Source organism: Alkalihalophilus lindianensis (genome assembly GCF_032843265.1).
GTDB lineage: Bacteria > Bacillota > Bacilli > Bacillales > Bacillaceae_D > Alkalihalophilus > Alkalihalophilus lindianensis.
Window position 1 is genome coordinate 566,460 of the sequence record NZ_JAWJBA010000001.1, and the last position, 24,716, is coordinate 591,175.

Consider the following 24,716-nt stretch of genomic DNA (forward strand, 5'->3'; position numbering starts at 1 on the left):
ACGATGTTTAGAAGTGTGGTATAATCTCCTCTAGCGCAAAAAAATCGAGGCTAGTGGTGAATGAATTGAATTCTAATGAAATAAATCCTTACAATGTGAAGATAGAAACGTTTGAAGGGCCTCTAGATTTACTCCTTCATCTGATTAACCAAGCAGAGGTTGATATTTATGATATTCCGGTCGCCCCTATAACGGACCAATATATGACATATGTGCAAGCCATGCAGGAATTACATCTTGATATAGCAAGTGAGTATTTAGTGATGGCAGCAACTCTACTGGCGATTAAAAGCAAGACCTTGCTCCCTAAACAAGAAGAACTCTTTGATGAGGAGATTTTGATGGAAGAGGAAGATCCGCGTGATGAATTAATGAATCGATTAATTGAGTACCGTAAATACAAAGAAGCTGCGACTGATCTGAAAGAAAAAGAAGAAAAGAGAAGTCTCGTACATACAAGACCACCAGAAGACCTTGAACCTTTAATCAGTGAGGCAGATAAGAGCGAGGTAGCCATTCAAGGGGTTTCTTTATATGATATGCTCTCTGCTTATCAAAAACTTATGAAGCGCAAGTCTCTTAAAGCCCCTCGGATGACTACCGTAAAAAATCAAGAATATTCCATTGAAGATCGAATGAATGAAGTGATTGAGTTTATTAACCACCTTCCTTCGCACTCATGTAAGTTTGAGGATTTGTTTCCGGTTCCTGAAAAAGGTCATGTAGTTGTTACCTTTCTAGCCATTCTCGAACTGATGAAAACGAAAACCATTCGATGCGAACAAGAGGGGAATTTTTCTGATATAACTATTTTTAAACAGGAAGGAGGTCCTTTAGAGTGACTCATTCAGAAATAAAAGCCATTATTGAAGGTTTGTTGTTTGTGACGGGTGATGATGGTATGACTTATGAGCAACTGGCTGAAGTAATAGAATTAGAGGTTGATACGATTAAAGATGTTGTAAACGATCTCGAGGCTACTTACAAAGAACAAGAACGAGGATTACAAATCGTTGAAGTGGGAGGTGCATTTCGTTTTCAGACGAAACCCGAACATGCTTCCTACATAAAGAAATTAGCGACATCCCCTTTGCATTCAGGACTTTCACAAGCTGCTCTTGAAACTCTTGCTATTGTTGCTTATAAACAACCAATTACACGAGCGGATATCGATGATATTCGCGGTGTGAAATCTGAGAGGGCCTTACACTCCCTCACCTCAAAATTATTAATTAAAGAAGTGGGCAGAGTAGCTGGAACTGGTCGACCAATCCTATATGGTACAACGACTCAATTCCTTGATCACTTTGGGTTAAAGCATTTAGATGAACTTCCACCTTTACCAGAGGATCTAGAGGATGATATGGAAGAAGAAGCTGACTTATTTTTTAAAAATATGGAAGAAGGATTGTAATCTTTCTAAGCATGTCTCCCTGTGAGCCATGCTTTTTTTAGGTAGTCAAGTTCACAAAAAGTCTCTTTATTCATAGGATTTAACGATTAGTAAACAAAGGGAGGGTGATTTGATGAACGATAAGAAGGAGCTAGTAGAATGGGCGCACCAATTAAAAGACATATGGAATACGCAAGGAGCTTTTATTGAGGGGCAAGTGGGACAGGAGAAAACATCCCCATTCATTCGGAGCCTTACACAGCTATTAGACACATTAGAAGAAGATTATCGAATAGAAGGAGAATATCAGGACAAATTAGAACATTCAGCTTTGGAAGTATTTAAAGCATGGAATCAAATGATAGGGGAAACTAGAAGCGAACTTGGGAATAGTCCCGTTCCGATAGGGGGGCACTCATTGCCTCCTCTCCCATATCCCTATAATGCATTAGAGCCTTATATTTCAGAAGAAATCATGCGTCTTCATCACGACAAGCACCATCAAAGCTATGTCGATGGATTAAATAAAGCTGAGAAAAAAATGCAAGAAGCAAGACGGTCAGGAGATTATGACCTAATTAAACATTGGGAGAGAGAAGCAGCATTTCATGGTGCAGGTCATTATTTGCATTCTATTTTCTGGGAGGTAATGAGTCCTGAAGGTGGAGGTGAGCCAGATGGAGAATTGCTTGATCAAATTCAGACTGATTTTGGAAGCTTTGATAAAATGAAAGAACATTTTTCAGCAGCTGCTAACGCTGTTGAAGGTGGAGGGTGGGCGATCCTTGTATGGTCACCGAGGTCTAGACGGCTTGAAATCTTACAAGCAGAAAAGCACCAGAACCTTTCTCAACAGGATCAAATTCCATTACTCGTATTAGATGTATGGGAGCATGCTTATTACTTGCAATACAAAAATGAAAGGAAACCATACATCAAAAATTGGTGGAATACCGTTCATTGGCCTGAAGTCAAGAGGCGCTATGAGACTGCTAGAGGAGTACAATGGCACCCCTCCTAAGAAAATAAGGGATAAGAGTAATCACTTATCCCTTACTTTTTCTAGTTTTCAGAAGGCTGCTTAAGCAGAGATAAAAAATATGGCTTTAAATCCCTTATTCTTCGAGAGGTTGGGTATTGATCAGTTCCGGTAACAATTAAGACCGTTTTCGTATCTTCTTCATGGAGACCTCCATGTTCACCTCCATTATAATGCACAGGGGCTCCTTCTGTTTTTAAAATATAGCCTGGTTTGGCTGTTATAATTAATGAGCCTTCTTGACTTTTCAGAGCAGAGTGTATTTGCTCTAGACCATCTGGGTAATTGCCATATTGCACAGTTTTCGTACTATCATCTAGCGAAAGATCTAATACATCTACATCACCTTTTAATGACCAGGTTTGTTCGTATTGATCCTTCCAAGGTCCTCCCTTTTTAAACAGGAGACTTGTAGGGGTAGTCCCTTTTTGGATAAGAGTATAATCACTATCTCTCCATGCCACTTGATCAATTCGTTCATCTTTTAATAACTGAGAGGCTACCTCTTCAAACGAAATGTTCGAATCGGTCTTATGCAGGTAAGCCATTCTGTGGTTATTTGCAATAATAAAGTCACCCATTATTGGATCATCTAAAAGATTGGCTATCGTCCATGGCTCTAATAGTGGCTCAAGCTCAATAGCAGTTCCTTCCCCTTTACCGTATAACTTCACTTGGCTATGATCGCCCAGGATAATGAATATATTTTCTTCAATTGCTTCCTCCCAGCTTGAATAACTATTTAAGATCGTCTGTAAATGGTAATCTGCTTTGGCAAAACCATCTAAATAATAAGGTCCATGCTCATGAGCCTCTTTATCAAAATCAGGAAGGAAAGCCATTAGAAAATCAGGTTGTTGATTTGCCTTAATTAAAGCTTGGATGACCTCTGTTGAATACTGATCATTAAGGCCATATTGATTGTAGATCTCATCTGGAAATGATTGGTCCTTTGCAGCTGTTGGTTTAATAAGCTTACCGAATGCTAGTAAGTCCGGTCCTTTTGTTTTATATTTATCTTTCATGTGTAGACCATGATGGACAAGAGGGGGAATGGCTAAGGTATGTTCTTTGGGTCCTCTATATAGCAACATGTTAAATGAGCCAGTTGTTGCCCCTAAAGTGGAAGCATCATCGTATATAGTAGAGATTTCAGGATTTAAATGTAGGTTGTTTAAATTCGAAAGGGAGTCTTCAAGTATTTGCTCAGTCCCAAGTTTGAAAGTTCTATAAGTAGTAGTTCCGTAATCGACAAGTCGGTTTTCCGTTTGGTTATACCACATCAAACCTGGAATGTGATGATCTTCTGGTCCTACACCAGTAATAAGGGAACTTTCGATGACTACAGACATAGAAGGAAACGGTGAAATTAAGTCATTAAACACTTTTCCATGATTACTTAAAAAAGCAATGGCGGGGGTTCGTCCTTCTTTTATTCCTTTTCTAACCAATTCAGGCTTCATGGAGTCGACCATTACAACAATAATTTTCTTCGAAGGGCCATCATTAGATTGAATACTAGCTCCTTTAGGAGAATCATTCGATGTGTTTTGGCAACTACTAAGAATTAGAAAAATGCTAAATAATAATAGTAAAAGATATATCCTCAATTTTTACCCTTCTTTCGTTCATAAGTCTGTATTTCAAATCCTTTTCCGTCTAACCATTCAGCGTATAATACCGCATTTACACCTGGGATTCCTCTGTTAAGTAGTTCTTTTGTGAGCCATTCTTCATTTTGGTTTAATAATCCTAAGCTCTCAGGAATAAGTTCTCCATCAAGAATAAGCAGGATCGGAAGTGTGACTGATTTTGCAGGTATGTTTAAATCTTTATTGATAGGAGTATCAAAAGGTTGTTTTTTAAGTACACTTACGGATCCGTTTGTTTCAAGAATGCCATATTGGACTTCTCGTATTGAAAACACGTCCTTTTCGCGTAAGAGATGTTGTAGTTGATTTAAATCAAGTTTGTTTTTTTTGAGCTCTTCATATTGTATTTTCCCTTTAGAAATAACAAGCGAAGGTGTGCCTTCGAGCCAGGCTCTCGAACCTCTAAATTTTTGAGTAATCATTTCGATAAAATAAATTAATGTACCCCAAAACACGATTGCATAGAGGACATAATGAAGACCTATTTCTTTATCATAAATCGCATTACCGACGAGCTCCCCTAATACAAGTGCTGAGATGAAATCAAAAGGTGTGAGCTGTGTTATTTGGTTTTTACCTAACAATTTCGTTAACACTAATAAAGCAAAAAAACCGACAAGTAGTTCTGTGGTCAGCGATAGGAAATTAGTATGCACAGCAATACCCCTTTAAATTTAATCCTCCTTAGTGTTAACAGAATAACTGTTTTTATGATAAAAGTAATAAAGCCCATTCAGAATGTATTTTACTTTTGAATGGGCTTTTTCTTTATTTTTATTTTTGAATATCAATTAAAAGCTGGTCTATTTTTTTAACTAGTTGACGTGAAGCACTGTGTAGTTGGGATAGTTCAGAGGAAGGGTCTTCTTTAGTACCTCGAAAGAGATTCTTCGGCTGCTTTTGTTCTGTTAACCAATAGGTATCCACGTAATTACGAAATAGTATGAAGAGATTCTCCACTGCTAGAGCTTGTTTTGTTGAGAAACTACGAGCCATCTCTTCGTTACTCATTCCATGTTCTAAAGGTGCGTCTTCAATCACCCTTGCATGAATGTCTTCGGTTTGTTTATCAACTGCCTCTCTAATTCGTAGTGCTAGAAGGAGCATATGGGTCCGTTGTTCTTTAGCCAGTTCTTTATTTTTCTCGCTATTATAACGCTCCCGTTCCTTTTGGATTAGTGCAATTAAATGAAGTCTTTCATGAGCTTGCTTGTTCTGTTTAATAAGAAGAATGAATAGAAGCACTGTATTTCCAATCAAAAATATAAAAATAATTAGTGAAGAGATTGACATGATAAATTCCTTTCTATGTGTTCAATAATTACAATTTACAAAAATTGTATCTAATAAAATGGACGGTTTTATTTCATCCTATTAACGATGCTAAAGAGAAAGGGTGTGACATGATGACTGTAGCGAACAAAATGAAACAAACAATCTCAGGTTTAAAAAGTGCACAGGCAAGTCTAGAAACATTTGCTCTTGAAACAGACAATCAACAAGCGAAGCAATTATTTCAACAACTGGCTACGCAAACTCAAGGAATTGTTGACGGATTAAATCCGCGTCTTCAAGAAATTGAGCAAGAAGAACCGCAATATAAACAATAATTTTAAACGGCGCTAAGCATCCTTCCGAAAGATGCTTAGCTTTTACATACATCATTTTATCAAAAGAAAGGGTGGTGTGAAGGTGAAACATTTCATAGCAATCATAATTGGTGTAATGATTTTGGGTGGATGTGGTCCACAAGCTGAAACGATTCAACCACTGCAGGTAGGAAATCAGACTATTGTGGCTCAAGAAAAGGCAGATGAAGCCAAACAAATTCTATTATCAATGGAAGAGGTCCTAGAAGTAAAAGGTGTGGTAAATGAACAGGGTATTTACTTAGCTCCGCGTGTGAAGCACTTTGATCGTTTTCACTTAAATGATATTAGAAAGCGGGGTCACGAGAACGTAGCGAAACGCTTTCCAAAAGAGACCGTTCATGTCTCGACTGATAAGAAAATTTATATGGAATTAGAAAAGTTAGAGCAAGAGCTGAAGAAGAAAACGATTAGTGAAAAGCGTTTTTCAACCAAATTAAAAGAATTAGAAGAAAAAATGAAAGGGTAGGAGGTGAGAATATGTCTTCTAGTAAGATGAAAAATGTTACACCAACTCAACAAGCCTATCAACGCCTTGCTCAAAAGCATGAATTAAAACGACCTGTAGGGAAAAATTGCATCCGAGCCTTTTTGATTGGTGGATTAATCTGTGTTTTTGGTCAAGGCATCCAAACGATGTTTTTTACTTTTTTTGATTTTACAGAACGAACGGCAGGGAACCCTACAGTGGCAGTTTTAATCTTTCTTTCCGTTTTACTAACTGGCTTCGGTGTGTATGATCGATACGCACAATTTGCCGGTGCAGGTACAGCTGTTCCGGTAACTGGGTTTGCAAACTCAATAGCATCTGCGGCTATCGAGCATCGTACAGAAGGCTATGTACTCGGTGTTGGGGGTAATATGTTCAAATTAGCCGGTTCGGTTATCGTTTTTGGGACAGTGGCAGCCTTTTTGATTGCAATTGTTAAGACGATTCTTATTCAGTGGGGAGGGTTATAGGATGTTAAAAGGTCATCAATCGTGGGTGTTTGAGAACAAGCCTGTTATCACTTCTACTGGGGTAGTAGGTGGGCCATTTGAAGCGAATGGAATGTTAGCCAATGATTTTGATCTTCTCCATGAAGATCTATGGTTAGGTCAGGATTCATATGAAAAAGCTCAAAGAGTGTTATTAGAGGAATCTGTAACTAGAGCCATTGAAAAAGCAGAGTTAACGAACGGCGATATACAATTTATGTTAGCGGGCGATCTACTTAATCAATTGACTCCATCAAGTTTTGCTTGCCGAATGCTTTGTATCCCATACCTCGGTATGTTCGGTGCTTGTTCAACTTCAATGGAAGGACTTGCATTAGCGGCATTCTTAGTGAATGCAGACGGAGCAAATCATGTAGTGACAGCTGCAACAAGTCATAATGCAGCGACTGAAAAGCAATTTAGATATCCCACTGAGTATGGTGGGCAAAAGCCACCTACTGCACAATGGACTGTTACTGCATCAGGTGCTGCTGTTGTCTCCAAGCAAGGGGAAGGTCCTGTTGTTACGTCTGCTACGATAGGTAAAGTTATTGATATGGGGATGTCGGATCCTTTTAATATGGGTGGTGCAATGGCACCAGCTGCAGTAGATACCATTGAATCGCATTTCCGTGACCTTAGGCTGCCAATCGATCATTATGATTTAATTGCTACAGGAGATTTAGGACATATTGGATTACCAATTGCCAAAGAAATGTTAGAAGAACGCGGAATGAATCTTGCAGAAGGAGTGTTTCAAGATTGTGGCCTGATGATTTATCGCGAAGGTCAACCAGTATTAGCAGGTGCTAGTGGGCCTGGATGCTCTGCCTCAGTCACTTATGGGCATTTACTGAATCGAATGAAACGTGGAGAGATTAAACGGATGCTCATTGTAGCAACAGGAGCCTTGTTGTCTCCATTATCCTTTCAGCAAAAAGAGACGATTCCTTGTATTGCGCATGCAGTCGCAATTGAAGCGGGAGGGCTCATATCATGATATTTTTCTGGGCATTTATAGTAGGTGGGTTGATTTGTGTTATAGGTCAATTATTAATGGATGTGGGAAAGTTAACACCAGCGCACACAATGAGCACACTCGTTGTTACAGGAGCAATATTAGATGGGTTTGGGCTATATGAGCCCTTAATTGATTTTGCTGGAGCCGGTGCTACCGTTCCAATAACAAGCTTTGGTAACGCGCTTGTACACGGTGCAATGGCTGAAGCAGAAACGAATGGGCTTATCGGTGTGATTACTGGTATTTTTGAAGTGACAAGTGCTGGGATATCAGCCGCTATTATTTTTGGCTTTCTGGCTTCTCTTGTTTTTAAACCAAAAGGTTAGGAGCGTCTATTATGTCTGTAGCATCACAAGTGAAAGGGACACTTTACTCATTAAAAGGGATCGAAGCAACATTATCAAAGTTAGCCCTACAATCATCAGATAACGAGTCTGAAAAAGTGTATCATCAAGCTTCTTTGAAAGCGAGAACAATTATTAGTGAAATAGAGAAGCAGATCATGTTTTTAGAGCATGAAGAGCCACAATATAAAGGGAACTAAGGAGGGGTAGTATGCCTGGCTGGCTAGAAGTCGTAATCCGCAGTGTGAGTGTCATCATTATTTTGTTCGCCTTTTCCAAAGGGTTTATTCGCAAACCAATAGGAGAATGCTCTTCTTTTGAATTTGGATTAGTTGCTGGCATGACGATCATTGGAGCAATTGGAGCATTTAATCTTCAAATACCGATTGCCTTTGTGTTAACAGCACTTGTTGTATGGGGTTTATTTACCATTGGTTTATCAATTTTAGTAGAGAAGAGCGCGTCTTTTCGCACGTTTATGTATGGACGAGGTGTTCCTCTCATTAAGGACGGTAAAATACTAGAAGATAACATGACAAAGCAACATGTAACGAGCGATGAACTTCTTAGAAGGTTGCGTTCAAAGGATGTCTTTCAGACAGCAGATGTTGAATTTGCCGTTCTTGAGTCGAATGGAGAATTAAATGTATTACTGAAATCTGACAAGCAACCACTTAATCCAAGTGCACTACAGATGAAAGTTGCTTCCACAAAAGAACCGGAGACCGTCATTAAGGATGGCGAAATTATGGATGAGCCATTAGCTACAAGAGGGTTGAACCGTACATGGTTGGAAACTGAACTTGCCAAAATAGATGCATCTGTTGAAAATGTTTTCCTTGCTCAAGTAGATAAGGATGGTCAATTAACGGTTGATTTATTTGACGATCAATTAACCGTACCAGAACCAGTTGAGTTAGCTTTACTTGCAGCTGGGTTAAAAAAAGTACAAGCGGATTTTTCTTTGTATGCCCTAGATACAGATAATAAACGATCAAAAGAACGTTATGAGTGGTGTGAAAAAGAAATAACGGAGCTTATGAACCTTTTAAAGCCGTATACTTCTTAATGTTGAACAAGTTCATGTGACTCATCTTTACTTGAGAAGGCTAATTGTAAATCTCCTTCATGATTGATGGTGCATAAAAATATTGTATCTAGTCGAATCACTCCCATCCCCTCTAGTTGTTTACGGAGTGATTCTTTTGTTAACCCTAATTCCTTCATAACTTCTTCTCTCATCTTTCCTTCAATAATTACTGGGTAGGAAATACCAAGATTCTTTTTATTTATCCCTAAATCTTCCATATTCGGAATGGATTTCTCCGGTTTTCGCTGTACACTAATATCCCCGTTTGCTTCAATAATAGCAAGCTTCACATCACCTATGTCAAATACATCTTTTTGTCTAAGCATCTGTAAAATATTATCAATCGAATAACGGATCGATGCGACATTATCGACTATAATTTTCCCATCTTTAACTACAACGGTCGGTTCAAAAGTGATCCATTTTCCAAAAGGACGGTTTCGAATCACGTTCAATGCAACAATTTTTTGAAAGAGTGCAATAGCGACAATCGCATATGCTGTATGGATGTGACTTACAGAAGGGTCGGCAATATCTGCTCCAGTTACTGAAGCCAAAGTCACAATAACTAAGAAATCAAAGATAGGAACTTGCCCAATTGAGCGTTTCCCCATCGTTAACGTCATAAACAACAATAAAGGGAGGATCGTCAAAATACGACCGGTCACAAGTGCAAATTCTTGAAAAAGCATATTTTTCCTCCCTTTCTATTTAATATGAAATGAATCAACAGTTAGTATGTTCTACTTAAAGGAGCTGTATGCATACAGAAAGGTGTTGTCCAAAACTTAAGTCATATATGGGCTCCTCATGCATAAACTTGTCTTACAGATATGTAGATTAGACTCTAATTCGTAAGGAAGGTCGACTACTCATCAAAGATATCTAACGAGACGGGGTGGGGATAATATATGCATAAAAAAGGAATAACGTTTGGTCTTATTTGTTTACTCTTTCTTACTTCCGTTATAACTCCAGCGCAAGTAGAAGCTAGAAATTTTTCAGTATCAGCTGAAGCGGCAATACTAATGGAGCAAGAATCAGGACGAATACTCTATTCTAAAAATGCTGAACAGTCTCTAAGAATTGCAAGTATTACAAAGATCATGACCGCTATTTTAGCGATTGAATCAGGCAAAATGAAAGAGTTAGTAAAGATCTCATCTAATGCAGAAGGTACAGAAGGATCTTCGATTTATTTAAGAGCTGGGGAAGAGATCTTATTAGAAGATTTAGTATATGGTTTAATGCTTAGAAGCGGGAATGATTCAGCAGTAGCGATTGCTGAACATGTTGGAGGTAGCTTAGAAGGATTTGTCTATTTGATGAATGAAAAGGCAAGAGAGCTCGGCATGTTAAGCACTCAGTTTCAAAACCCTCACGGTCTAGATGACCATGAAGAGCATTATTCCTCAGCTTACGATATGGCTCTTCTCACTAGATACGCGATGAATAACTCACACTATCAAGAAATATCCTCTACGAAAAGTCATCGAGTGGATGGGGAGCAAATTCGAGTTTGGCATAATAAAAATCGCTTATTAACAGAGCTATACCAATATTCAACAGGTGGAAAAACTGGTTTTACAAAACGTGCTCGCAGGACCCTGGTTTCCACAGCAAAGAAAGATGATCTTGATTTAATAGTGGTAACGTTAAATGCTCCAAGTGATTGGCATGATCACATGAATCTTTTTAATTGGGCATTTAATTCATATTCATTAAAAACATTAGTCGAAGAGGGCGAATTTAAAGATATAGAAGACGAGTTTTATAAAAATCATGTGTATAGTCCATACACGTTTGAATACCCTTTACTTGAATCTGAGGTAGGCTTAGTAGAACAAAAACTAACCCTTTATCGCCCTCCGACTGAAGAAAAAAGAGAAGGGTACATTCCACCACAACCTGTAGGTAAATTAGAAGTTACGCTCTCTGGAGAGAAAATTGGTCAAGTGCCACTCTATTATGATGCGCCTGAAGTAGAAGAAAAACAGGGGTTTTGGTCAAGGTTTCTTAGTATTTTCTCAATGACGCTTGGAGTGAGGACCTTTGATAAATAAGATATGGGTAGCCATGCTTGTAATCGGAATCGTTTTCGCTGCATTTAATGGGACGATGGCAGAGGTGAATGAAGCCATTTTTGCAGGAGCAAAAGATGCGGTAGCTATTTGTATAGGACTGATCAGTATCCTTGTATTCTGGTTAGGATTAATGAGGATCGCTCAGGTAGCTGGAATGTTAAGAGGGTTAGCGAAGATAATGAAACCCATTGCTACTAAACTGTTCCCAGAAGTGCCTCCTAATCATCCTGCAATGGGCTATATTCTCTCTAACATGACGGCGAATCTCTTTGGGTTAGGAAATGCAGCGACTCCGATGGGGATTAAAGCAATGGAGCAATTAAAGGAACTAAATGGTGGAGCAGATTCAGCTAGCAGGTCAATGATTACGTTGCTTGCGATTAATACGGCTAGTATTACGCTTATACCAACGACTGTCATCTCAATTCGTATGAGTTATGGATCTGTTTCCCCAACTGAAATTGTAGGGACAACGCTCCTTGCTACCACATGCTCAACGTTAGGTGCTATCCTGATCGATCGGTATTTTTATTACCGTAGGGTAAGAGGAGGGAGAGTATAGTGGGTATATTAACAGTTGTTTCAGTCTGGTTTATCCCTATTCTTATCGGTACTGTTTTGTTATACGGTACTTACAAACGGGTACCCACTTATGAAACCTTTGTCGAAGGAGCAAAAGAAGGATTTGGGATGGCAATCTCTATTATTCCCTACTTGGTAGGAATGCTTGTAGCGATTTCAGTCTTTAGGGCATCTGGGGCAATGGAGTTTTTAATTGAATTCATGAAACCATTGTTGCAACTTGTAGGTGTACCTTCAGAAATAGTTCCTCTTGCTATGATTAGACCGATTTCAGGTACAGGTGCACTTGGTATGACGAGTGATCTTATCGCGACGTATGGTCCTGACTCTTTTATCGGAAGGCTAGCATCGACCATGCAGGGAAGTACGGATACAACTTTGTATGTATTAACGGTTTATTTTGGAGCGGTCGGAATTAAAAAGATGGGTGATGCATTAAAAGTTGGCCTTTTAGCTGATGTTGTTGGAATTATTGCTTCCATCGTTATTGTTTCGATCGTATTCGGTGTATAAAAAAGCCTAACAAACTGATAATTTATCAGAGTTAGGCTTTTTAAATGCAATAAAATTCCTTTTAATAGGTGATAATGGTGACAAATAGATGAACCCTTAGTAGACAATGTGTCTTCTGCTTGAGAATTACTACTTTGGGGAGTATGATGGAACATGAGGTGAATGAATAGAATGGAACGGTTACAAAAAGTAATAGCACAAGCAGGTATTACGTCAAGACGTAAAGCAGAGACGTTAATTACCGAAGGAAAAGTAAAAGTGAATGGGCAAGTTGTTCGTGAGCTAGGTGTAAAAGTGAATGCAAAGAATGATCAAATCGAGGTTGAAGGTGTCCCAATTGATCGAGAAGAGCCAGTATATTTCTTAATGTACAAGCCACAGGGTGTGATCTCAAGTGTGAAAGATGAAAAAGGTCGCAAAGTGGTGACTGATTTTATCGATATTGAACAACGCGTATTCCCAATTGGTAGATTGGATTATGACACTTCAGGATTAATTCTTTTAACAAACGACGGAGAATTCGCAAACCAATTAATGCACCCTAAATTTAAAATTGACAAAGTGTATGTAGCAAAGGTAAGAGGCATTCCAACTCGTGAAGAATTAAAAAGACTTCAAAATGGTGTGGTGTTGGAAGATGGCAAGACGGCTCCGGCAAGAGTCAAACTCATTTCAATGGATAAGAAAAAACAAACGGCTATCGTTCAATTAACAATACACGAAGGTAGAAATCGTCAAGTACGTCGTATGTTTGAAGCGATCGGTCACCCTGTGATGAAACTTAAACGTGAACAATACAGTTTCTTGAACATCCGTACAATGAATCCTGGAGATGTACGTCCACTGAAACCAATTGAAGTGAAGCATTTACGTGAATTAGCTGTCACGAAACCGTCATAAAGTGAAACAGTGTAGAAAAGGAACAACGCTATAATAGTGTTATTCACTATTTACTTAGTGTAGAAAGGGGAGATGTACAGAAAATGAAACGTAATCGTTTAATTATGCGAACGTCCATACTTGCAGTAATTGCAATCGCCCTGGTCTATACGTTTTACTCAAACTTTATTGCTGATCGTAGTGTCGCAAGAGCGGGGAATGATGCAGTTAATTTTGCATTACAAGACCTTGAAGGTGAGCGCTTTGAATTAGATGAGTATCGAGGTCAGGGAGTTTTCTTGAACTTTTGGGGCACATACTGTCCACCTTGTGTAAAAGAAATGCCAATTATGGAAGATCTATATGAGGAGTACAAAGAACAAGGTGTAGAGATTATGGCTGTCAATGTTAATGAGCCAGAGTTGACCGTAAATCAATTTGTCAATCGTCTTAATCTAACATTCCCTATTGCGATTGATAAGGGGATGCGCGTAAGTGATGCTTATGGTATTTCACCACTGCCTACGACGATTTTGATAGATGAACATGGCGAGATTGTTAAGGTGCACACTGGTGGCATGACGGAAGGTCAAGTAAAAGAATTTCTAGAAATGATAAAACCGGGTACTTAATTGAGGTGTAAGGCATGAAAAAAGTTACCTGTGAATGTGGACACAAAAACCCGCATGGTACAGAGATTTGTGAGTCGTGCGGAAAGCCTATTGAGGAGAATTTAGAACAGAAAAAACTTCTTGATATGAGGTATGAAGGTGTAGCAAGACGTTCACAAACATACACAACAACAATTATTGATAAAATATGGATGTTTTTCTCTTCAGTAAAAGTGGGGATATGGCTAATTGTTTTAACATTATTAGCTTCAGCACTCGGAACATTATTTCCGCAAGAAATGTACATTCCTCCAACAGCCAATCCATCAATCTACTATGCTGAAGAGTATGGATACTTAGGTGAGATTTATTATTTATTAGGTCTTCATAATTTGTATAGCTCATGGTGGTACATGCTTTTAGTGGCAGGACTTGGAGTTTCTTTAATTATTGCAAGCCTTGACCGCGTAGTACCTTTGCACCGTGCTTTGAAAACACAACGAGTGACCCGTCATGCCAATTTTATGAAGCGTCAACGTGTTTTTGGAACTTCTTCCATTTCACAAGAAGAAGTAGATTCGACGTTTAGTGAAGTGCGCGAGAGACTAGAAGCAAATAAGTACAAGATCTCTGAAGAAAATGGAAATCTTGTAGCGGAAAAAGGACGTTTCGCAAGATGGGGTCCTTATGTTAATCACATTGGACTTATCCTATTTTTAATTGGATGTATGCTTCGCTATTTTCCTGGAATGTATATTGATGAGCATGTTTGGATCCGTGAAGGAGATCAAGTAGTTGTTCCTGGAACTGAGGGACAATACTACATTGAAAATGATCGTTTTCTATTAGAGTTTTATGATGAAAATGATGAAACATTCGGTGAAGCTATCGAACGTTCAGGAAATCCGGTCGTTAAAAATTATCAAACCGATGCTAGGTTATATGAGCGAACAGATGCGGAAACGGTAGGTGACCTTGGGGAATTAGTAGAAGTGGCTGAACACCCAATTCGAGTGAACTTCCCAATGAGTCATGATGGGTTTAATTTCTATCAACTTGATTATAAGTTGAATGAATTAAAAACAATGAGTTTCACACTTGAAAATAAAGAAACCGGAGATACTTACGGTCGAATGGATATTGACCTGTATGATCCTGAGCCGAGTTATGATCTAGGTGATGGGCGTGAAGTAATTATTCGTGATTATTTCCCTGATTATTTCTTGAATAACGATAATGTCCCTTCAACTCGTTCGAAAATACCAGATAATCCAGTCTTTATTTTTGAAATGATTACACCAGATACACCTGAGGGAGAAGTTAGTTTTGTAGGTATTCGTCAAAACCTTGAACCACTTGGTGAAAATGACTATAAAATGACCTTTGTTGATGTGGAAACAAATAATGTAACGGCCCTTGGGGTGAGAAAAGATCGTACATTGCCTATACTCATTGCAGGTGGAGTTATATTTATGATCGGGTTAATTCAAGGATCATATTGGGCACATCGCCGTGTATGGGTTCAACGAATTAATGGTGAGGTATGGATTGCTGGTCACACTAATAAGAATTGGCTAACCTTACGTAAAGACATTGATGAAGCGATCAAAGAAACTAATTTAATGTCTCCTCTCGATCAAGTTGAGGAAAAAGAGAAAGAAGTACAAGTTCCAAATCAAACTAATAAGAACGAAGATTAGCAAGGAGGGTAAAAAATGGCAGCTTTAAGCGGAAATTTATTATACGTTGCCTTTTTCCTCTATCTTGCCGCGACAATTACCTTTGCTGTTTCAGTAACCGGTAGAAAATGGCGTGACAAGGCAGGAGAAATGACTGGGAATAAATGGGGGTTTATAGGGTATCTCTTATCTGTTGGAGCGTCCTTATTTGCGATAGCTTATTTTATTACAAGGTGGGTGCACGCAGGACATGCTCCGGTCAGTAACATGTTTGAATATATGACCTTCCTTGGGATTGCCATTGGGATTGCCTTTAATGTTATTTATGCAATCTATCGCTCGAATGTCCTTGGGATGTTTACTTTACCACTCGTTATGTTGATTGTAGCCTATGCATCATTATTCCCAAGAGAGGTAGAACCGTTAATCCCAGCTCTTCAAAGCAGTTGGTTAACGATTCATGTTATCACAGTTGCCTTAGGTCAAGGTGTGTTATCAATTGGTATGGCAGCTGGTTTAGTTTATTTAGTTCGTACATTAGATTTTACTAAAGCAAACAAACGAACACGTGCTTTTGAATTTGTCATGTATTCCTTAATTAGTTTAGTTGGCTTCATTTTAATCGGGTACCTCTTCAATGCGATGAACTATGAAGCTACATTCAGTTATGTGAATGAACAAGGCGTAGAAGCTCAGGTGGAATATAATCTTCCTCCTCTTGTAGGACCAAATGAAGGTGAATTAATCACTGAAAATAGAATGGAGCCATTTTTTAATGCACCAGCGATTATTCGTAGTAACGACTTAAATACTGTGATTTGGTCATTAATTTCAGGTCTCATTTTATATGTGGGCCTCCGATTGATTTTACGTAAGCGTCTTGGTGGGGCCATACAACCATTATTAAAAGGTGTTAGTCCTCAAGCCGTTGACGAAGTGAGCTATCGTGCAATTGCGATCGGTTTTCCAATATTCGCACTAGGTGGATTGATTTTTGCGATGATTTGGGCACAAATTGCTTGGTCTCGTTTCTGGGGTTGGGACCCTAAAGAAGTATGGGCTCTAGTCACATTTTTATTTTATGCAGCGTATCTACATCTTCGCTTATCAAAAGGATGGCAAGGAGAGCGTTCAGCTTGGTTATGTGTGATTGGATTTGCAATTATTATGTTTAACCTCGTTTTCGTTAACTTGGTCATTGCAGGCTTGCATTCATACGCATAAGCGATTTAGACCCTCGTTGATTTGCGAGGGTCTTTCTTTATGTTTACTTATTTAAAACATGATATTTTATTTTTTATCATTGGTCATGCTACACTTAAAGGAATGAATCTTATTTACATAATAGGAGGTTTCATACATATGGAAAAAGAAGCAAAGATTTTAGTAGTTGATGATGAGGATCGTATTCGCAGGCTCCTGAAGATGTATTTGGAAAGAGAGCAATATGAAGTGGAAGAAGCTGAGAATGGTGAACAAGCTTTAAGCTTGGCGCTTGAGGTGGATTATGACCTGATCTTGCTTGATATTATGATGCCTGGTATGGACGGGATTGAAGTATGCCAAGAATTGCGTAAGACAAAAGCGACCCCAGTGATGATGTTAACAGCTAAAGGAGAAGAAGCAAATCGAGTACAAGGATTTGAAGTCGGAACAGACGATTATATAGTTAAGCCATTTAGCCCCCGAGAAGTAGTATTACGGGTAAAAGCTCTTTTACGACGCTCTTCTACAACGAAATTTTTACAAACGGATACTCAAACTAAAGATGTTCTTGTCTTTCAACATTTAACAATTGATAATGATGCTCACCGCGTATCTGTTGATGGTGATGAAATTAGTTTAACACCTAAAGAGTATGAATTGCTTCATTACTTAGCACAATCTCCGGATAAGGTCTTTTCACGTGAACAACTGTTAAAAGATGTATGGAATTATGATTTCTTCGGAGATCTTAGAACAGTTGACACTCATATTAAAAGATTGCGTGAAAAATTAAACCGTATTTCTCCTGAAGCAGCGGCAATGATTTCAACTGTATGGGGAGTTGGATACAAGTTTGAGGCACAGAAAGAATAATGTTGTGGCGAAGCGTAGTAGGGAAGCTATGGTTTACGATATTATTACTTGTTTCGGTTGTTTTAACGATTTTGATGGTCTTGCTTCTTCAATCATTTGAACGTTTTCATGTGAACGAAGCAGAATCACAACTAGTGAATCATGCCAATATGATTGCCGCAATTTTTGATGGGTACGATGAACAAGACGATGCGCTTAGAACAATCTCTCAATATGGTTCATCCTTTGAAACACATGCGCTCATTTTTGTGGAGGGAACGAAGGTTTGGGGAACGAATAATGCCGCTAATGATGACATTTATGCGCAACTATTTATGGCTAATCCAACATTGAGTGAAGTTTTTAACGGGGAGCAAGTAGTTGCAACGGAAGGTGACTTTCCTTTTCAAGAAGACGGAGAACTCAGTCGTACAGAAATGATGGTTGTAGGAGTCCCACTTCAACCAACAGAACTAGAGAATAGTGCTGTTTTTTTATACCAATCATTGTCTGCAATAGAAGAAACGTCAAATGAAACGAAGAGAATAGTTTATTTTTCAGCAGGAATTGCCATTGTATTAACGACTATTTTTACTTTTTTCTTATCGACTAGAATTACAGCACCTCTTCGGAAAATGAGACAAGTTGCTCTAGAAGTTGCGCAAGGTGAGTTTAAAACCAAGGTGCCTATTCTAACCCACGATGAAATCGGTCAACTGGCGATGGCTTTTAATCGAATGGGACGTGAATTAAACCGGAATATTCATGCTCTTAATCAAGAAAAAGAGCAACTTTCTAGAATTCTAGTAAGTATGGCAGATGGAGTTATTACGTTAGACCGTAAAGGTAAGCTTGTTGTCACAAATCCTCCAGCTGAGCGATTTATGCAGTCGTGGTTTTATGAACAAGGTGTTACTGAAGATGCCTCTGAATTACCACAAGCGGTTCAACAACTTTTTCAAAGAGTCGTTTCAGTCGAAAAAGAACAAATGATTGAAATTGATGTTCAAGGTAGAAGCTGGGCTATTTTAATGACACCGCTCTACGATAGAGAGTATGTACGGGGAGCTGTGGCTGTTATTCGTGATATGACGGAAGAACGTCGCCATGATAAATTACGTAAAGATTTTATTGCGAATGTGTCTCACGAATTGCGTACTCCGGTTTCCATGTTACAAGGATACAGTGAAGCCATTATTGATGACATAGCGGGTTCTGAGGAAGATAAAAAAGAGTTTGCTAAAATTATTTATGATGAATCATTACGTATGGGGCGTCTTGTCAACGAACTACTTGATTTAGCTAGAATGGAAGCTGGTCATATAGAGCTTCATAAAGAAAATGTAGATCAGCGGGCTTTTACAGATCGAATTGTGCGTAAGTTTCAAGGTTATGCAAAAGAGCAAGGTGTAACGTTAGTGTTAGACATTAAAGGAGATGATCAGCAGGTCGCATTTGATCCTGATCGAATCGAACAGGTTCTTACTAATCTCATCCATAATGCTATTAGGCACACAAGTGAAAATGGGAAAGTAACATTGAAGGTAAGACCATTTGAACAAGGTATCAAATTGGATGTTATTGATACAGGTTCTGGTATACCGGAAGAGGATTTGCCATATGTATTTGAACGTTTCTATAAGGCTGATAAAGCACGGACTCGTGGTCGTGGGGGTACAGGCTTAGGGCTTGCAATTGCAAAAAATATTGTCGATGCCCATAAAGGACAAATTTCAGTTCATAGCAAAATGGATGAAGGTACGACATTTTCCTTCTTTCTTCCTTCCTTGTTAACCGACGAAGACGAAATATCCCGATAAATCTTGTTTCATCTGAAACATTTATTAGATGGCAGTAACCAATTGGTTGCTGCCATCTTTTTAGTCGATAAATGATTAGTATCCTAATAGTATTCTTGTGGTAAATCATTTAAATTGATTAAATTATTTTGAGTTGATACAATAATAAAGGAATTTTTGATTAGGAGGCTAACTAATGTCGTTGAGGCAACTGGATAATAGAATTGGCTATCATATTGGTCTGGTAGCTCATCAAATTCATAATCAATATAACCAAAAGTTAGCAGAGTTTGAGTTAACTGTAGCTCAAGCAAGAGTACTCTATTTACTAGCCTATTATGGAGCTCAAACTCAAGTTGAACTTCAAAAAAGGTTATTTGTTAAAGGCTCGACAATGAATGGCGTCATTGATTCGCTATTGAAAAAAGATTTTATTAAAAAAGTAAATAGTGATGTCGATAAGCGTGCAAAGTATATTCATCTAACGAGCAAGGGAGAAGCGATCGAAGGAGAGCTTTGGGAGGAAATGAATCATTTTGAATCAAACTTAATGATTGGCTTTTCAGATGAAGAAAAAGCCTTGCTTTTATCGTGGTTAAAAAAAGTAGAAGGAAATATTCAATGCGAGTCACTGAAGAAAGAGGATAGACGAGAGGAAGAATAATAATGGAACATAAGAAACAAAGTGAGAAGCTAGGTACGGAATCCATTCCAAAGCTTTTACGAGATTTGTCAGTCCCGGCCATGATTGGGATGTTTGTGATGGCTTTATATAATGTAGTCGATACGATCTTTATTTCTTATGGAGTAGGAATCGATGCAGTTGCGGGTGTTACGATTGCTTTTCCTGTCATGATGATTATTATGGCCGTGTCAGCAGCAATGGGGATCGGAGGAGCTTCGGTTATTTCAAGGCGTTTAGGAGAAAAGCGAGATAATGAAGCCAACCAAGTGTTTGGAACGATTATTTCAATCATCCTCTTAATCAGTATTATTGGTGTGATAGCATCCTTTACCTTTTTAGAAGAGATGTTGATTTTATTTGGAGCAAGTCCTGAAATTCTTCCTTATGCAGTGGAGTACATGTTTCCAATTATGCTAGGAACATTTTTCTTTTCTTTTGCGTTTGCGACAAATAATATTGTTAGATCAGAAGGAAACGCTAAATTTGCGATGATGACGATGATTATTCCAGCCGTCATTAATATCATTTTAGATCCAATTTTTATCTTTGGATTAAATATGGGCGTCCAAGGCGCGGCCGTAGCTACCGTCATATCACAAGCTGCAGTCACGGTGGTCATTTTAAGATATTATCTAACAGGAAAAAGCTCACTCACACTCAAGTGGAGTGATCTAATGATTAAATGGAGTATTGTAAAAGAAGTGGTATCAGTCGGCCTACCTGCATTTGTACAACAAGCATCAGGGAGTATTATGATGATTGCTATCAATACGATGCTGATTCAATACGGAAGCGACTTATATGTTGGTGTGTTTGGAATTATACAACGAATTCTGATGTTTACCGTCATGCCGATAATTGGCGTGATGCAAGGCATGATGCCGATTGTAGGGTACAACTACGGAGCGAAGCAATATGGACGGATGCGAGAAACAATATGGTTAACACTAAAAGTCGTCATTATTTCATCGGTTGGTATTTTCATATTGATGATGATCTTCCCATGGATTTTCATGCGCGTCTTCACCTCAGACCTAATTGTCATTGATGCTGGTGTTGATGCGATGCGGATTATGTTTTTAGGTTTCTTTGTAGTAGGGGTGCAAGTGGTAGCTGGAGGATTGTATCAAGCACTGGGGAAACCGAAGCCAGCATTGATTTTGTCACTATCAAGACAAATTTTATTCCTCATCCCTCTTGTGTTGATCCTGCCTCATTTCTTTGGAGTAAGTGGGGTGTGGATGGCCTTTCCGATTGCAGATGGACTGTCTTTTGTCTTAGCAACTGTCCTGTTATATAAAGATCGAGATACCATTTTGGTGAAGGGGGAAGAAGAACTTAATCAGATAGAAGCAGCTACTTTAACAAATTAATAGAAAAAGAAAAAGAGGCTGGGACATATCTAAGAGGTTTAACTCAGGATACGAACGAAGCGCTAAATGAGCGGATGAAATATACCGCATCAGTAATGTTCGATTTTTCCATAAGTTAAAGTACTTTTGTCTCAGCCTCTTTTTTATAGACTCAATTATTTTTTAGTAGGCATCTTTAATGCTAATTCTGCTTTTTCCATATCATGGTCTACTTGCTCCTCAATGTCATAAGCATGATACATTTCATTTTCAATCATGTATGTGGCTACTTGATGATGAAGATCAATAGCTTCATCTAACTGCTTTTTTAAGATTTTATGAACTTTTGGACTAGCTGTCTCAGTAATTGCTACAGCATAACTTCTAACAGCTGCTTTTGAAGTTACTAAGAGGTCTGTAGCAATTACTTCATCGTTTATTAATTCTTTATTATTAATTTTATCTAAAATACTAGCCATAGTTAACGCCTCCCTTATTTTACTTCCTTTAAAATAGTGCTTAATTCTTCGATTGCTTTTTGAGATGTTTTAGCATCCTTATCAAGTAATTCTTTTAACTTGTTATCCGAGGCGAGCCCTTGCATCATAGAAGATTTAGCTGAGCTTGCAGATTTAATGGTGAGGATCTCGTGAACTTCCAAGATCTCATGAGTTGCATAGTTTGTATTTTTCACGGTCAGTACCTCCTGTATTTTTTGAGAATGTATTATATTGAATACCACACTCTAAAAAATTAAAACATGATGATAAAAAACGAGATATAACTGGTATAAAAATAAGTTGTAATAAGGTCTATAAGGTTTTTCAATTCCCTAAAAATTCTCGAAAAATACTGTCGAATAGTATGGATTCATGTATAATAAAGATACTTATTAACAATCTCATATAGCGCACATCTAGGTCACTCAATAATCGGGAGTGATAATAGGGAAGTTGGTGTAATTCCAACACGGTCCCGCCACTGTAAATGCTAGATTGTTTCACTACGCCACTGTCACTTTGATGGGAAGGAGAAACAATTGCAAAGCATGAGTCAGGAGACCTGCCTAGGCGTTTGTTGTGAAACCTTCGAGGAAAAGGGGAAGCGGTCTAACATACTCAGGTAATTATTATATTAGAGTAAGTTTAGTACTACTTTTATTATGTAAGCACTCCTCGTTTTGGAGTGCTTTTTTGTATTGATCGATTCCTGAACTTTTTTGTTCCACACAGTAGCTAAAGAGAAAATAAGTACTATTATATATTTGGGAGAGTGTCGTATGTTTAAGAAGTGGAATGTGTTACTAGCAGCTATGATGATGGCATTAATCATCACAGCATGTGGAGAAAGTGAAAGTACGGAGGAAGTAGAACCAAATATTGAACAGGGTGAAGCAACAACGGAGGAAGAAAATGAAGACAGCGCCGATGGTACAGCAACCGATGATTTTCCACGTACCGTAACCGATGCTTTAGGGGATGAAGTGACAATTGATGAAAAGCCAGAGAGAATGATTTCATTGATTCCAAGCATTACAGAAACTCTTTATTCACTTGATCAAGGTGACAATGTAGTAGGAAGAACAGATTGGGATAACTACCCTGAGGAAGTTCTTGAGGTTGAGAGTGTTGGGGATATGACATTTGATGTAGAACGAGTGTTATCTTTGCAGCCTGACCTTGTTTTATCACATGAGTCAAGTGCCCATAGTTCTGAAGAAGGATTAGAACAAATTCGTTCCGCTGGTATTCCGGTTGTAGTTATTAATGATGCGACTTCCATTGATGCTGTGTACGAGGCAATTACTCTTATCGGAGAAGCATCTGGTGCCGACGAGCAAGCAGAACACACAGTAGAAGAAATGAAGGAACGCTTTGCTGGTGTGGAAGAAAAGGCTTCTGAGATTAATGAAGAAGAAAAAGTCAGCGTATGGGTAGAAGTTTCTGATGAATTGTACACAGCAGGAAGCAATACCTTTATCGATGAAATGCTTTCAATGATCAATGCTAATAACATAGCTAACTCAGAAGAGGGCTGGCCACAATTTACAGAAGAGGAAGTTGTGTCATTAGATCCTGAGGTAATCATCACAACATACGGTTATTATGTCGAAAATGCTGATGAGAAAATTAAGGATCGAGCAGCTTGGCAAGATGTTACAGCAGTAGTAAATGATCGTATTTATGATGTTCAATCAGATGAAGTAACGAGATCTGGCCCACGTCTTGTAAAAGGAGTAGAAGAACTTGCGTCAGTCATTTATCCAGAGGTATTTGGCGAATAATCACGTTATTGCTTATACCTCAGTTATACTTTTTTGTGCATTCGCTTTAATTATAAGTATTGGAAAGGGAAGCGTAGAGCTTCCCTTCTCTACGGTTATTTTAATTGTCTTAACAGAAGGTTTACATATTCCCTTAAGTGTAGAATTAGACCCGATGCATATCAACATCGTAATGGAAATAAGACTACCTCGCACCTTACTTGCGATGATGGTAGGGGCATGCTTAGCGGTAGCAGGCGCAGCATTCCAAGGTTTTTTAAAAAATCCATTAGCCGATCCATACACATTAGGTGTCTCTTCAGGTGCAGCAGTAGGAGCAGTTGTGGTATTGTTTTTTGGGTTAAGCTTGCCTTTAGTTGGCCGGTTTACTCTTCCATTTGTTAGTATCATAACAGGATTCTTGACTTTGTTTTTAGTTATTGGCTTTGCAAGAGTCGTTCAACGGTCCATGTCTGCAGAGACCATTATATTAGCAGGTATTATATTCAGTTCATTTTTAGGAGCTTTTATCTCTTTAATGATCTCTCTAACAGGAGATGAATTGAGACAGATTATTAATTGGTTGATGGGTAGTGTGGCGCTCAGAGGATGGTCGTATGTATGGATGATCCTCCCTTGTTTTGTAATAGGCTTTATCCTACTATTCTTTAATCGTCATGAATTGAATGCTCTAGCTTTTGGAGAGGAAACAGCTCGTCAATTGGGTGTGAACTTAAAAGTACGTAAACTAATGATTTTATTAGGGGCAACCGTTGTAACTGGTGGTGCGGTTGCTGTATCGGGGACAATTGGCTTTGTAGGGTTAGTGATCCCGCACTTAACAAGGCTGATATGGGGAAGTGATCATCGTCATTTAATTCCACTATCCATGTTTGTCGGGGCCGGATTCCTAGCATTAACCGACTTAGTCGCCAGAACCTTATTGGCACCAACAGAATTACCAATCGGTGTGATAACAGCAATGATTGGTGCTCCAGTATTTGCTCTTATTTTATTAAGACAAAGGAAAATAGCTAGTTAGAGA

General features: G+C 38.5%; 29 protein-coding genes and 1 riboswitch. Of the genes, 23 read left to right on the plus strand and 6 right to left on the minus strand.

The features are described from left to right. Positions 1-80: 80 nt before the first annotated feature. From RYX56_RS03160 to RYX56_RS03170, 3 genes are all read left to right on the plus strand, one after another. Positions 81-842: a segregation/condensation protein A gene (locus tag RYX56_RS03160; RefSeq protein WP_317121299.1), complete on the plus strand. Its 762-nt coding sequence runs from the start codon at positions 81-83 to the stop codon at positions 840-842. Continuing rightward, on the plus strand, positions 839-1,414 hold the full coding sequence (scpB, locus tag RYX56_RS03165; protein WP_317120681.1) for an SMC-Scp complex subunit ScpB: 576 nt from the start codon (positions 839-841) through the stop codon (positions 1,412-1,414). The genes RYX56_RS03160 and scpB overlap by 4 nt, the downstream gene beginning before the upstream one ends. A gap of 112 nt (positions 1,415-1,526) precedes the next feature. After that, a complete protein-coding gene (locus tag RYX56_RS03170; RefSeq protein WP_317120682.1) occupies positions 1,527-2,414 on the plus strand; it encodes a superoxide dismutase in 888 nt (295 codons plus the stop codon). 41 nt (positions 2,415-2,455) lie between these two features. Here RYX56_RS03170 and RYX56_RS03175 read toward each other — a convergent pair whose 3' ends face one another. The 3 genes from RYX56_RS03175 to RYX56_RS03185 form a co-directional block, all read right to left on the minus strand. Further along, positions 2,456-4,042: an alkaline phosphatase family protein gene (locus tag RYX56_RS03175; protein ID WP_317120683.1), complete on the minus strand. Its 1,587-nt coding sequence runs from the start codon at positions 4,040-4,042 to the stop codon at positions 2,456-2,458. After that, a complete protein-coding gene (locus tag RYX56_RS03180) occupies positions 4,039-4,740 on the minus strand; it encodes a DUF421 domain-containing protein (RefSeq protein WP_317120684.1) in 702 nt (233 codons plus the stop codon). Before RYX56_RS03180 ends, RYX56_RS03175 begins: the two co-directional genes overlap by 4 nt. 118 nt (positions 4,741-4,858) lie before the next feature. After that, positions 4,859-5,377, minus strand: coding sequence for a hypothetical protein (locus RYX56_RS03185; protein ID WP_317120685.1), 519 nt, complete (start codon positions 5,375-5,377; stop codon positions 4,859-4,861). 113 nt (positions 5,378-5,490) lie between these two features. Here RYX56_RS03185 and RYX56_RS03190 point away from each other — a divergent pair, with 113 nt between their 5' ends. From RYX56_RS03190 to RYX56_RS03220, 7 genes are all read left to right on the plus strand, one after another. Then, positions 5,491-5,694, plus strand: coding sequence for a DUF1657 domain-containing protein (locus tag RYX56_RS03190; RefSeq protein ID WP_012958408.1), 204 nt, complete (start codon positions 5,491-5,493; stop codon positions 5,692-5,694). An 82-nt stretch (positions 5,695-5,776) separates the two neighbouring features. Next, positions 5,777-6,202 (plus strand): YhcN/YlaJ family sporulation lipoprotein, encoded by a 426-nt coding sequence (locus RYX56_RS03195; RefSeq protein WP_317120686.1) that lies wholly within the window; start codon positions 5,777-5,779, stop codon positions 6,200-6,202. A gap of 11 nt (positions 6,203-6,213) precedes the next feature. Next, positions 6,214-6,693 (plus strand): stage V sporulation protein AC, encoded by a 480-nt coding sequence (spoVAC, locus tag RYX56_RS03200; protein WP_317120687.1) that lies wholly within the window; start codon positions 6,214-6,216, stop codon positions 6,691-6,693. A 1-nt stretch (position 6,694) separates the two neighbouring features. Beyond that, positions 6,695-7,711, plus strand: coding sequence for a stage V sporulation protein AD (gene spoVAD / locus RYX56_RS03205; protein WP_317120688.1), 1,017 nt, complete (start codon positions 6,695-6,697; stop codon positions 7,709-7,711). Then, a complete protein-coding gene (spoVAE, locus tag RYX56_RS03210; protein ID WP_317120689.1) occupies positions 7,708-8,058 on the plus strand; it encodes a stage V sporulation protein AE in 351 nt (116 codons plus the stop codon). The genes spoVAD and spoVAE overlap by 4 nt, the downstream gene beginning before the upstream one ends. An 11-nt stretch (positions 8,059-8,069) precedes the next feature. After that, complete coding sequence (locus RYX56_RS03215; protein WP_317120690.1) at positions 8,070-8,276, plus strand: DUF1657 domain-containing protein; 207 nt, start codon at positions 8,070-8,072, stop codon at positions 8,274-8,276. Positions 8,277-8,287: 11 nt separating this feature from the next. Continuing rightward, entirely contained in the window at positions 8,288-9,145 is an 858-nt protein-coding gene (locus RYX56_RS03220; RefSeq protein ID WP_317120691.1) for a DUF421 domain-containing protein, read from the plus strand. Here the strand turns inward: RYX56_RS03220 and RYX56_RS03225 are convergent. Further along, the gene (locus tag RYX56_RS03225; RefSeq protein WP_317120692.1) at positions 9,142-9,858 is read right to left on the minus strand and encodes a DUF421 domain-containing protein; all 717 of its coding nucleotides are present in this window, start codon (positions 9,856-9,858) and stop codon (positions 9,142-9,144) included. The genes RYX56_RS03220 and RYX56_RS03225 overlap by 4 nt on opposite strands. Before the next feature lie 219 nt (positions 9,859-10,077). Between RYX56_RS03225 and RYX56_RS03230 the strand changes: the two genes are divergently transcribed. The 11 genes from RYX56_RS03230 (at position 10,078) to RYX56_RS03280 (ending at position 21,429) form a co-directional block, all read left to right on the plus strand. Next, positions 10,078-11,229: a D-alanyl-D-alanine carboxypeptidase family protein gene (locus tag RYX56_RS03230; RefSeq protein ID WP_317120693.1), complete on the plus strand. Its 1,152-nt coding sequence runs from the start codon at positions 10,078-10,080 to the stop codon at positions 11,227-11,229. Next, positions 11,219-11,812, plus strand: coding sequence for a nucleoside recognition domain-containing protein (locus RYX56_RS03235; protein ID WP_317120694.1), 594 nt, complete (start codon positions 11,219-11,221; stop codon positions 11,810-11,812). Before RYX56_RS03230 ends, RYX56_RS03235 begins: the two co-directional genes overlap by 11 nt. After that, positions 11,812-12,345, plus strand: coding sequence for a spore maturation protein (locus RYX56_RS03240; RefSeq protein WP_317120695.1), 534 nt, complete (start codon positions 11,812-11,814; stop codon positions 12,343-12,345). Before RYX56_RS03235 ends, RYX56_RS03240 begins: the two co-directional genes overlap by 1 nt. A 171-nt stretch (positions 12,346-12,516) precedes the next feature. Further along, a complete protein-coding gene (locus RYX56_RS03245; protein ID WP_317120696.1) occupies positions 12,517-13,245 on the plus strand; it encodes a pseudouridine synthase in 729 nt (242 codons plus the stop codon). Positions 13,246-13,328: 83 nt separating this feature from the next. Beyond that, positions 13,329-13,856: a thiol-disulfide oxidoreductase ResA gene (resA, locus tag RYX56_RS03250; RefSeq protein WP_317120697.1), complete on the plus strand. Its 528-nt coding sequence runs from the start codon at positions 13,329-13,331 to the stop codon at positions 13,854-13,856. Positions 13,857-13,870: 14 nt separating this feature from the next. Next, a complete protein-coding gene (resB, locus tag RYX56_RS03255; protein WP_317120698.1) occupies positions 13,871-15,535 on the plus strand; it encodes a cytochrome c biogenesis protein ResB in 1,665 nt (554 codons plus the stop codon). 15 nt (positions 15,536-15,550) lie between these two features. Further along, on the plus strand, positions 15,551-16,738 hold the full coding sequence (ccsB, locus tag RYX56_RS03260; RefSeq protein WP_317120699.1) for a c-type cytochrome biogenesis protein CcsB: 1,188 nt from the start codon (positions 15,551-15,553) through the stop codon (positions 16,736-16,738). A gap of 138 nt (positions 16,739-16,876) precedes the next feature. Next, a complete protein-coding gene (locus RYX56_RS03265; protein ID WP_047974002.1) occupies positions 16,877-17,593 on the plus strand; it encodes a response regulator in 717 nt (238 codons plus the stop codon). Further along, positions 17,593-19,392 (plus strand): ATP-binding protein, encoded by a 1,800-nt coding sequence (locus RYX56_RS03270; protein ID WP_317120700.1) that lies wholly within the window; start codon positions 17,593-17,595, stop codon positions 19,390-19,392. Before RYX56_RS03265 ends, RYX56_RS03270 begins: the two co-directional genes overlap by 1 nt. A 175-nt stretch (positions 19,393-19,567) precedes the next feature. Next, entirely contained in the window at positions 19,568-20,035 is a 468-nt protein-coding gene (locus tag RYX56_RS03275) for a MarR family winged helix-turn-helix transcriptional regulator (protein ID WP_317120701.1), read from the plus strand. A gap of 2 nt (positions 20,036-20,037) precedes the next feature. After that, on the plus strand, positions 20,038-21,429 hold the full coding sequence (locus RYX56_RS03280) for an MATE family efflux transporter (protein WP_317120702.1): 1,392 nt from the start codon (positions 20,038-20,040) through the stop codon (positions 21,427-21,429). Between the two features lie 155 nt (positions 21,430-21,584). Here RYX56_RS03280 and RYX56_RS03285 read toward each other — a convergent pair whose 3' ends face one another. Further along, positions 21,585-21,887, minus strand: a complete 303-nt coding sequence (locus RYX56_RS03285) for a spore coat protein (protein WP_317120703.1) — start codon at positions 21,885-21,887, stop codon at positions 21,585-21,587. Positions 21,888-21,901: 14 nt separating this feature from the next. Continuing rightward, on the minus strand, positions 21,902-22,102 hold the full coding sequence (locus RYX56_RS03290; protein WP_317120704.1) for a hypothetical protein: 201 nt from the start codon (positions 22,100-22,102) through the stop codon (positions 21,902-21,904). A 207-nt stretch (positions 22,103-22,309) separates the two neighbouring features. Beyond that, positions 22,310-22,492: riboswitch (cobalamin riboswitch) on the plus strand. Between the two features lie 195 nt (positions 22,493-22,687). Between RYX56_RS03290 and RYX56_RS03295 the strand changes: the two genes are divergently transcribed. Both RYX56_RS03295 and RYX56_RS03300 read left to right on the plus strand, forming a co-directional pair. Further along, complete coding sequence (locus RYX56_RS03295) at positions 22,688-23,692, plus strand: ABC transporter substrate-binding protein (RefSeq protein ID WP_317120705.1); 1,005 nt, start codon at positions 22,688-22,690, stop codon at positions 23,690-23,692. Next, on the plus strand, positions 23,655-24,713 hold the full coding sequence (locus tag RYX56_RS03300) for a FecCD family ABC transporter permease (RefSeq protein WP_317120706.1): 1,059 nt from the start codon (positions 23,655-23,657) through the stop codon (positions 24,711-24,713). The genes RYX56_RS03295 and RYX56_RS03300 overlap by 38 nt, the downstream gene beginning before the upstream one ends. Positions 24,714-24,716: the final 3 nt, after the last annotated feature.

Coding starts and splice junctions, on each gene's coding strand:
- RYX56_RS03170 (WP_317120682.1), top strand. CDS start 1,527: ATGAACGATAAGAAGGAGCTAGTAGAATGGGCGCACCAATTAAAAGAC.
- RYX56_RS03185 (WP_317120685.1), bottom strand. CDS start 5,377: ATGTCAATCTCTTCACTAATTATTTTTATATTTTTGATTGGAAATACA.
- RYX56_RS03190 (WP_012958408.1), top strand. CDS start 5,491: ATGACTGTAGCGAACAAAATGAAACAAACAATCTCAGGTTTAAAAAGT.
- spoVAC (WP_317120687.1), top strand. CDS start 6,214: ATGTCTTCTAGTAAGATGAAAAATGTTACACCAACTCAACAAGCCTAT.
- spoVAD (WP_317120688.1), top strand. CDS start 6,695: ATGTTAAAAGGTCATCAATCGTGGGTGTTTGAGAACAAGCCTGTTATC.
- spoVAE (WP_317120689.1), top strand. CDS start 7,708: ATGATATTTTTCTGGGCATTTATAGTAGGTGGGTTGATTTGTGTTATA.
- RYX56_RS03215 (WP_317120690.1), top strand. CDS start 8,070: ATGTCTGTAGCATCACAAGTGAAAGGGACACTTTACTCATTAAAAGGG.
- RYX56_RS03220 (WP_317120691.1), top strand. CDS start 8,288: ATGCCTGGCTGGCTAGAAGTCGTAATCCGCAGTGTGAGTGTCATCATT.
- RYX56_RS03225 (WP_317120692.1), bottom strand. CDS start 9,858: ATGCTTTTTCAAGAATTTGCACTTGTGACCGGTCGTATTTTGACGATC.
- RYX56_RS03230 (WP_317120693.1), top strand. CDS start 10,078: ATGCATAAAAAAGGAATAACGTTTGGTCTTATTTGTTTACTCTTTCTT.
- RYX56_RS03245 (WP_317120696.1), top strand. CDS start 12,517: ATGGAACGGTTACAAAAAGTAATAGCACAAGCAGGTATTACGTCAAGA.
- resA (WP_317120697.1), top strand. CDS start 13,329: ATGAAACGTAATCGTTTAATTATGCGAACGTCCATACTTGCAGTAATT.
- resB (WP_317120698.1), top strand. CDS start 13,871: ATGAAAAAAGTTACCTGTGAATGTGGACACAAAAACCCGCATGGTACA.
- ccsB (WP_317120699.1), top strand. CDS start 15,551: ATGGCAGCTTTAAGCGGAAATTTATTATACGTTGCCTTTTTCCTCTAT.
- RYX56_RS03265 (WP_047974002.1), top strand. CDS start 16,877: ATGGAAAAAGAAGCAAAGATTTTAGTAGTTGATGATGAGGATCGTATT.
- RYX56_RS03270 (WP_317120700.1), top strand. CDS start 17,593: ATGTTGTGGCGAAGCGTAGTAGGGAAGCTATGGTTTACGATATTATTA.
- RYX56_RS03275 (WP_317120701.1), top strand. CDS start 19,568: ATGTCGTTGAGGCAACTGGATAATAGAATTGGCTATCATATTGGTCTG.
- RYX56_RS03280 (WP_317120702.1), top strand. CDS start 20,038: ATGGAACATAAGAAACAAAGTGAGAAGCTAGGTACGGAATCCATTCCA.
- RYX56_RS03285 (WP_317120703.1), bottom strand. CDS start 21,887: ATGGCTAGTATTTTAGATAAAATTAATAATAAAGAATTAATAAACGAT.
- RYX56_RS03295 (WP_317120705.1), top strand. CDS start 22,688: ATGTTTAAGAAGTGGAATGTGTTACTAGCAGCTATGATGATGGCATTA.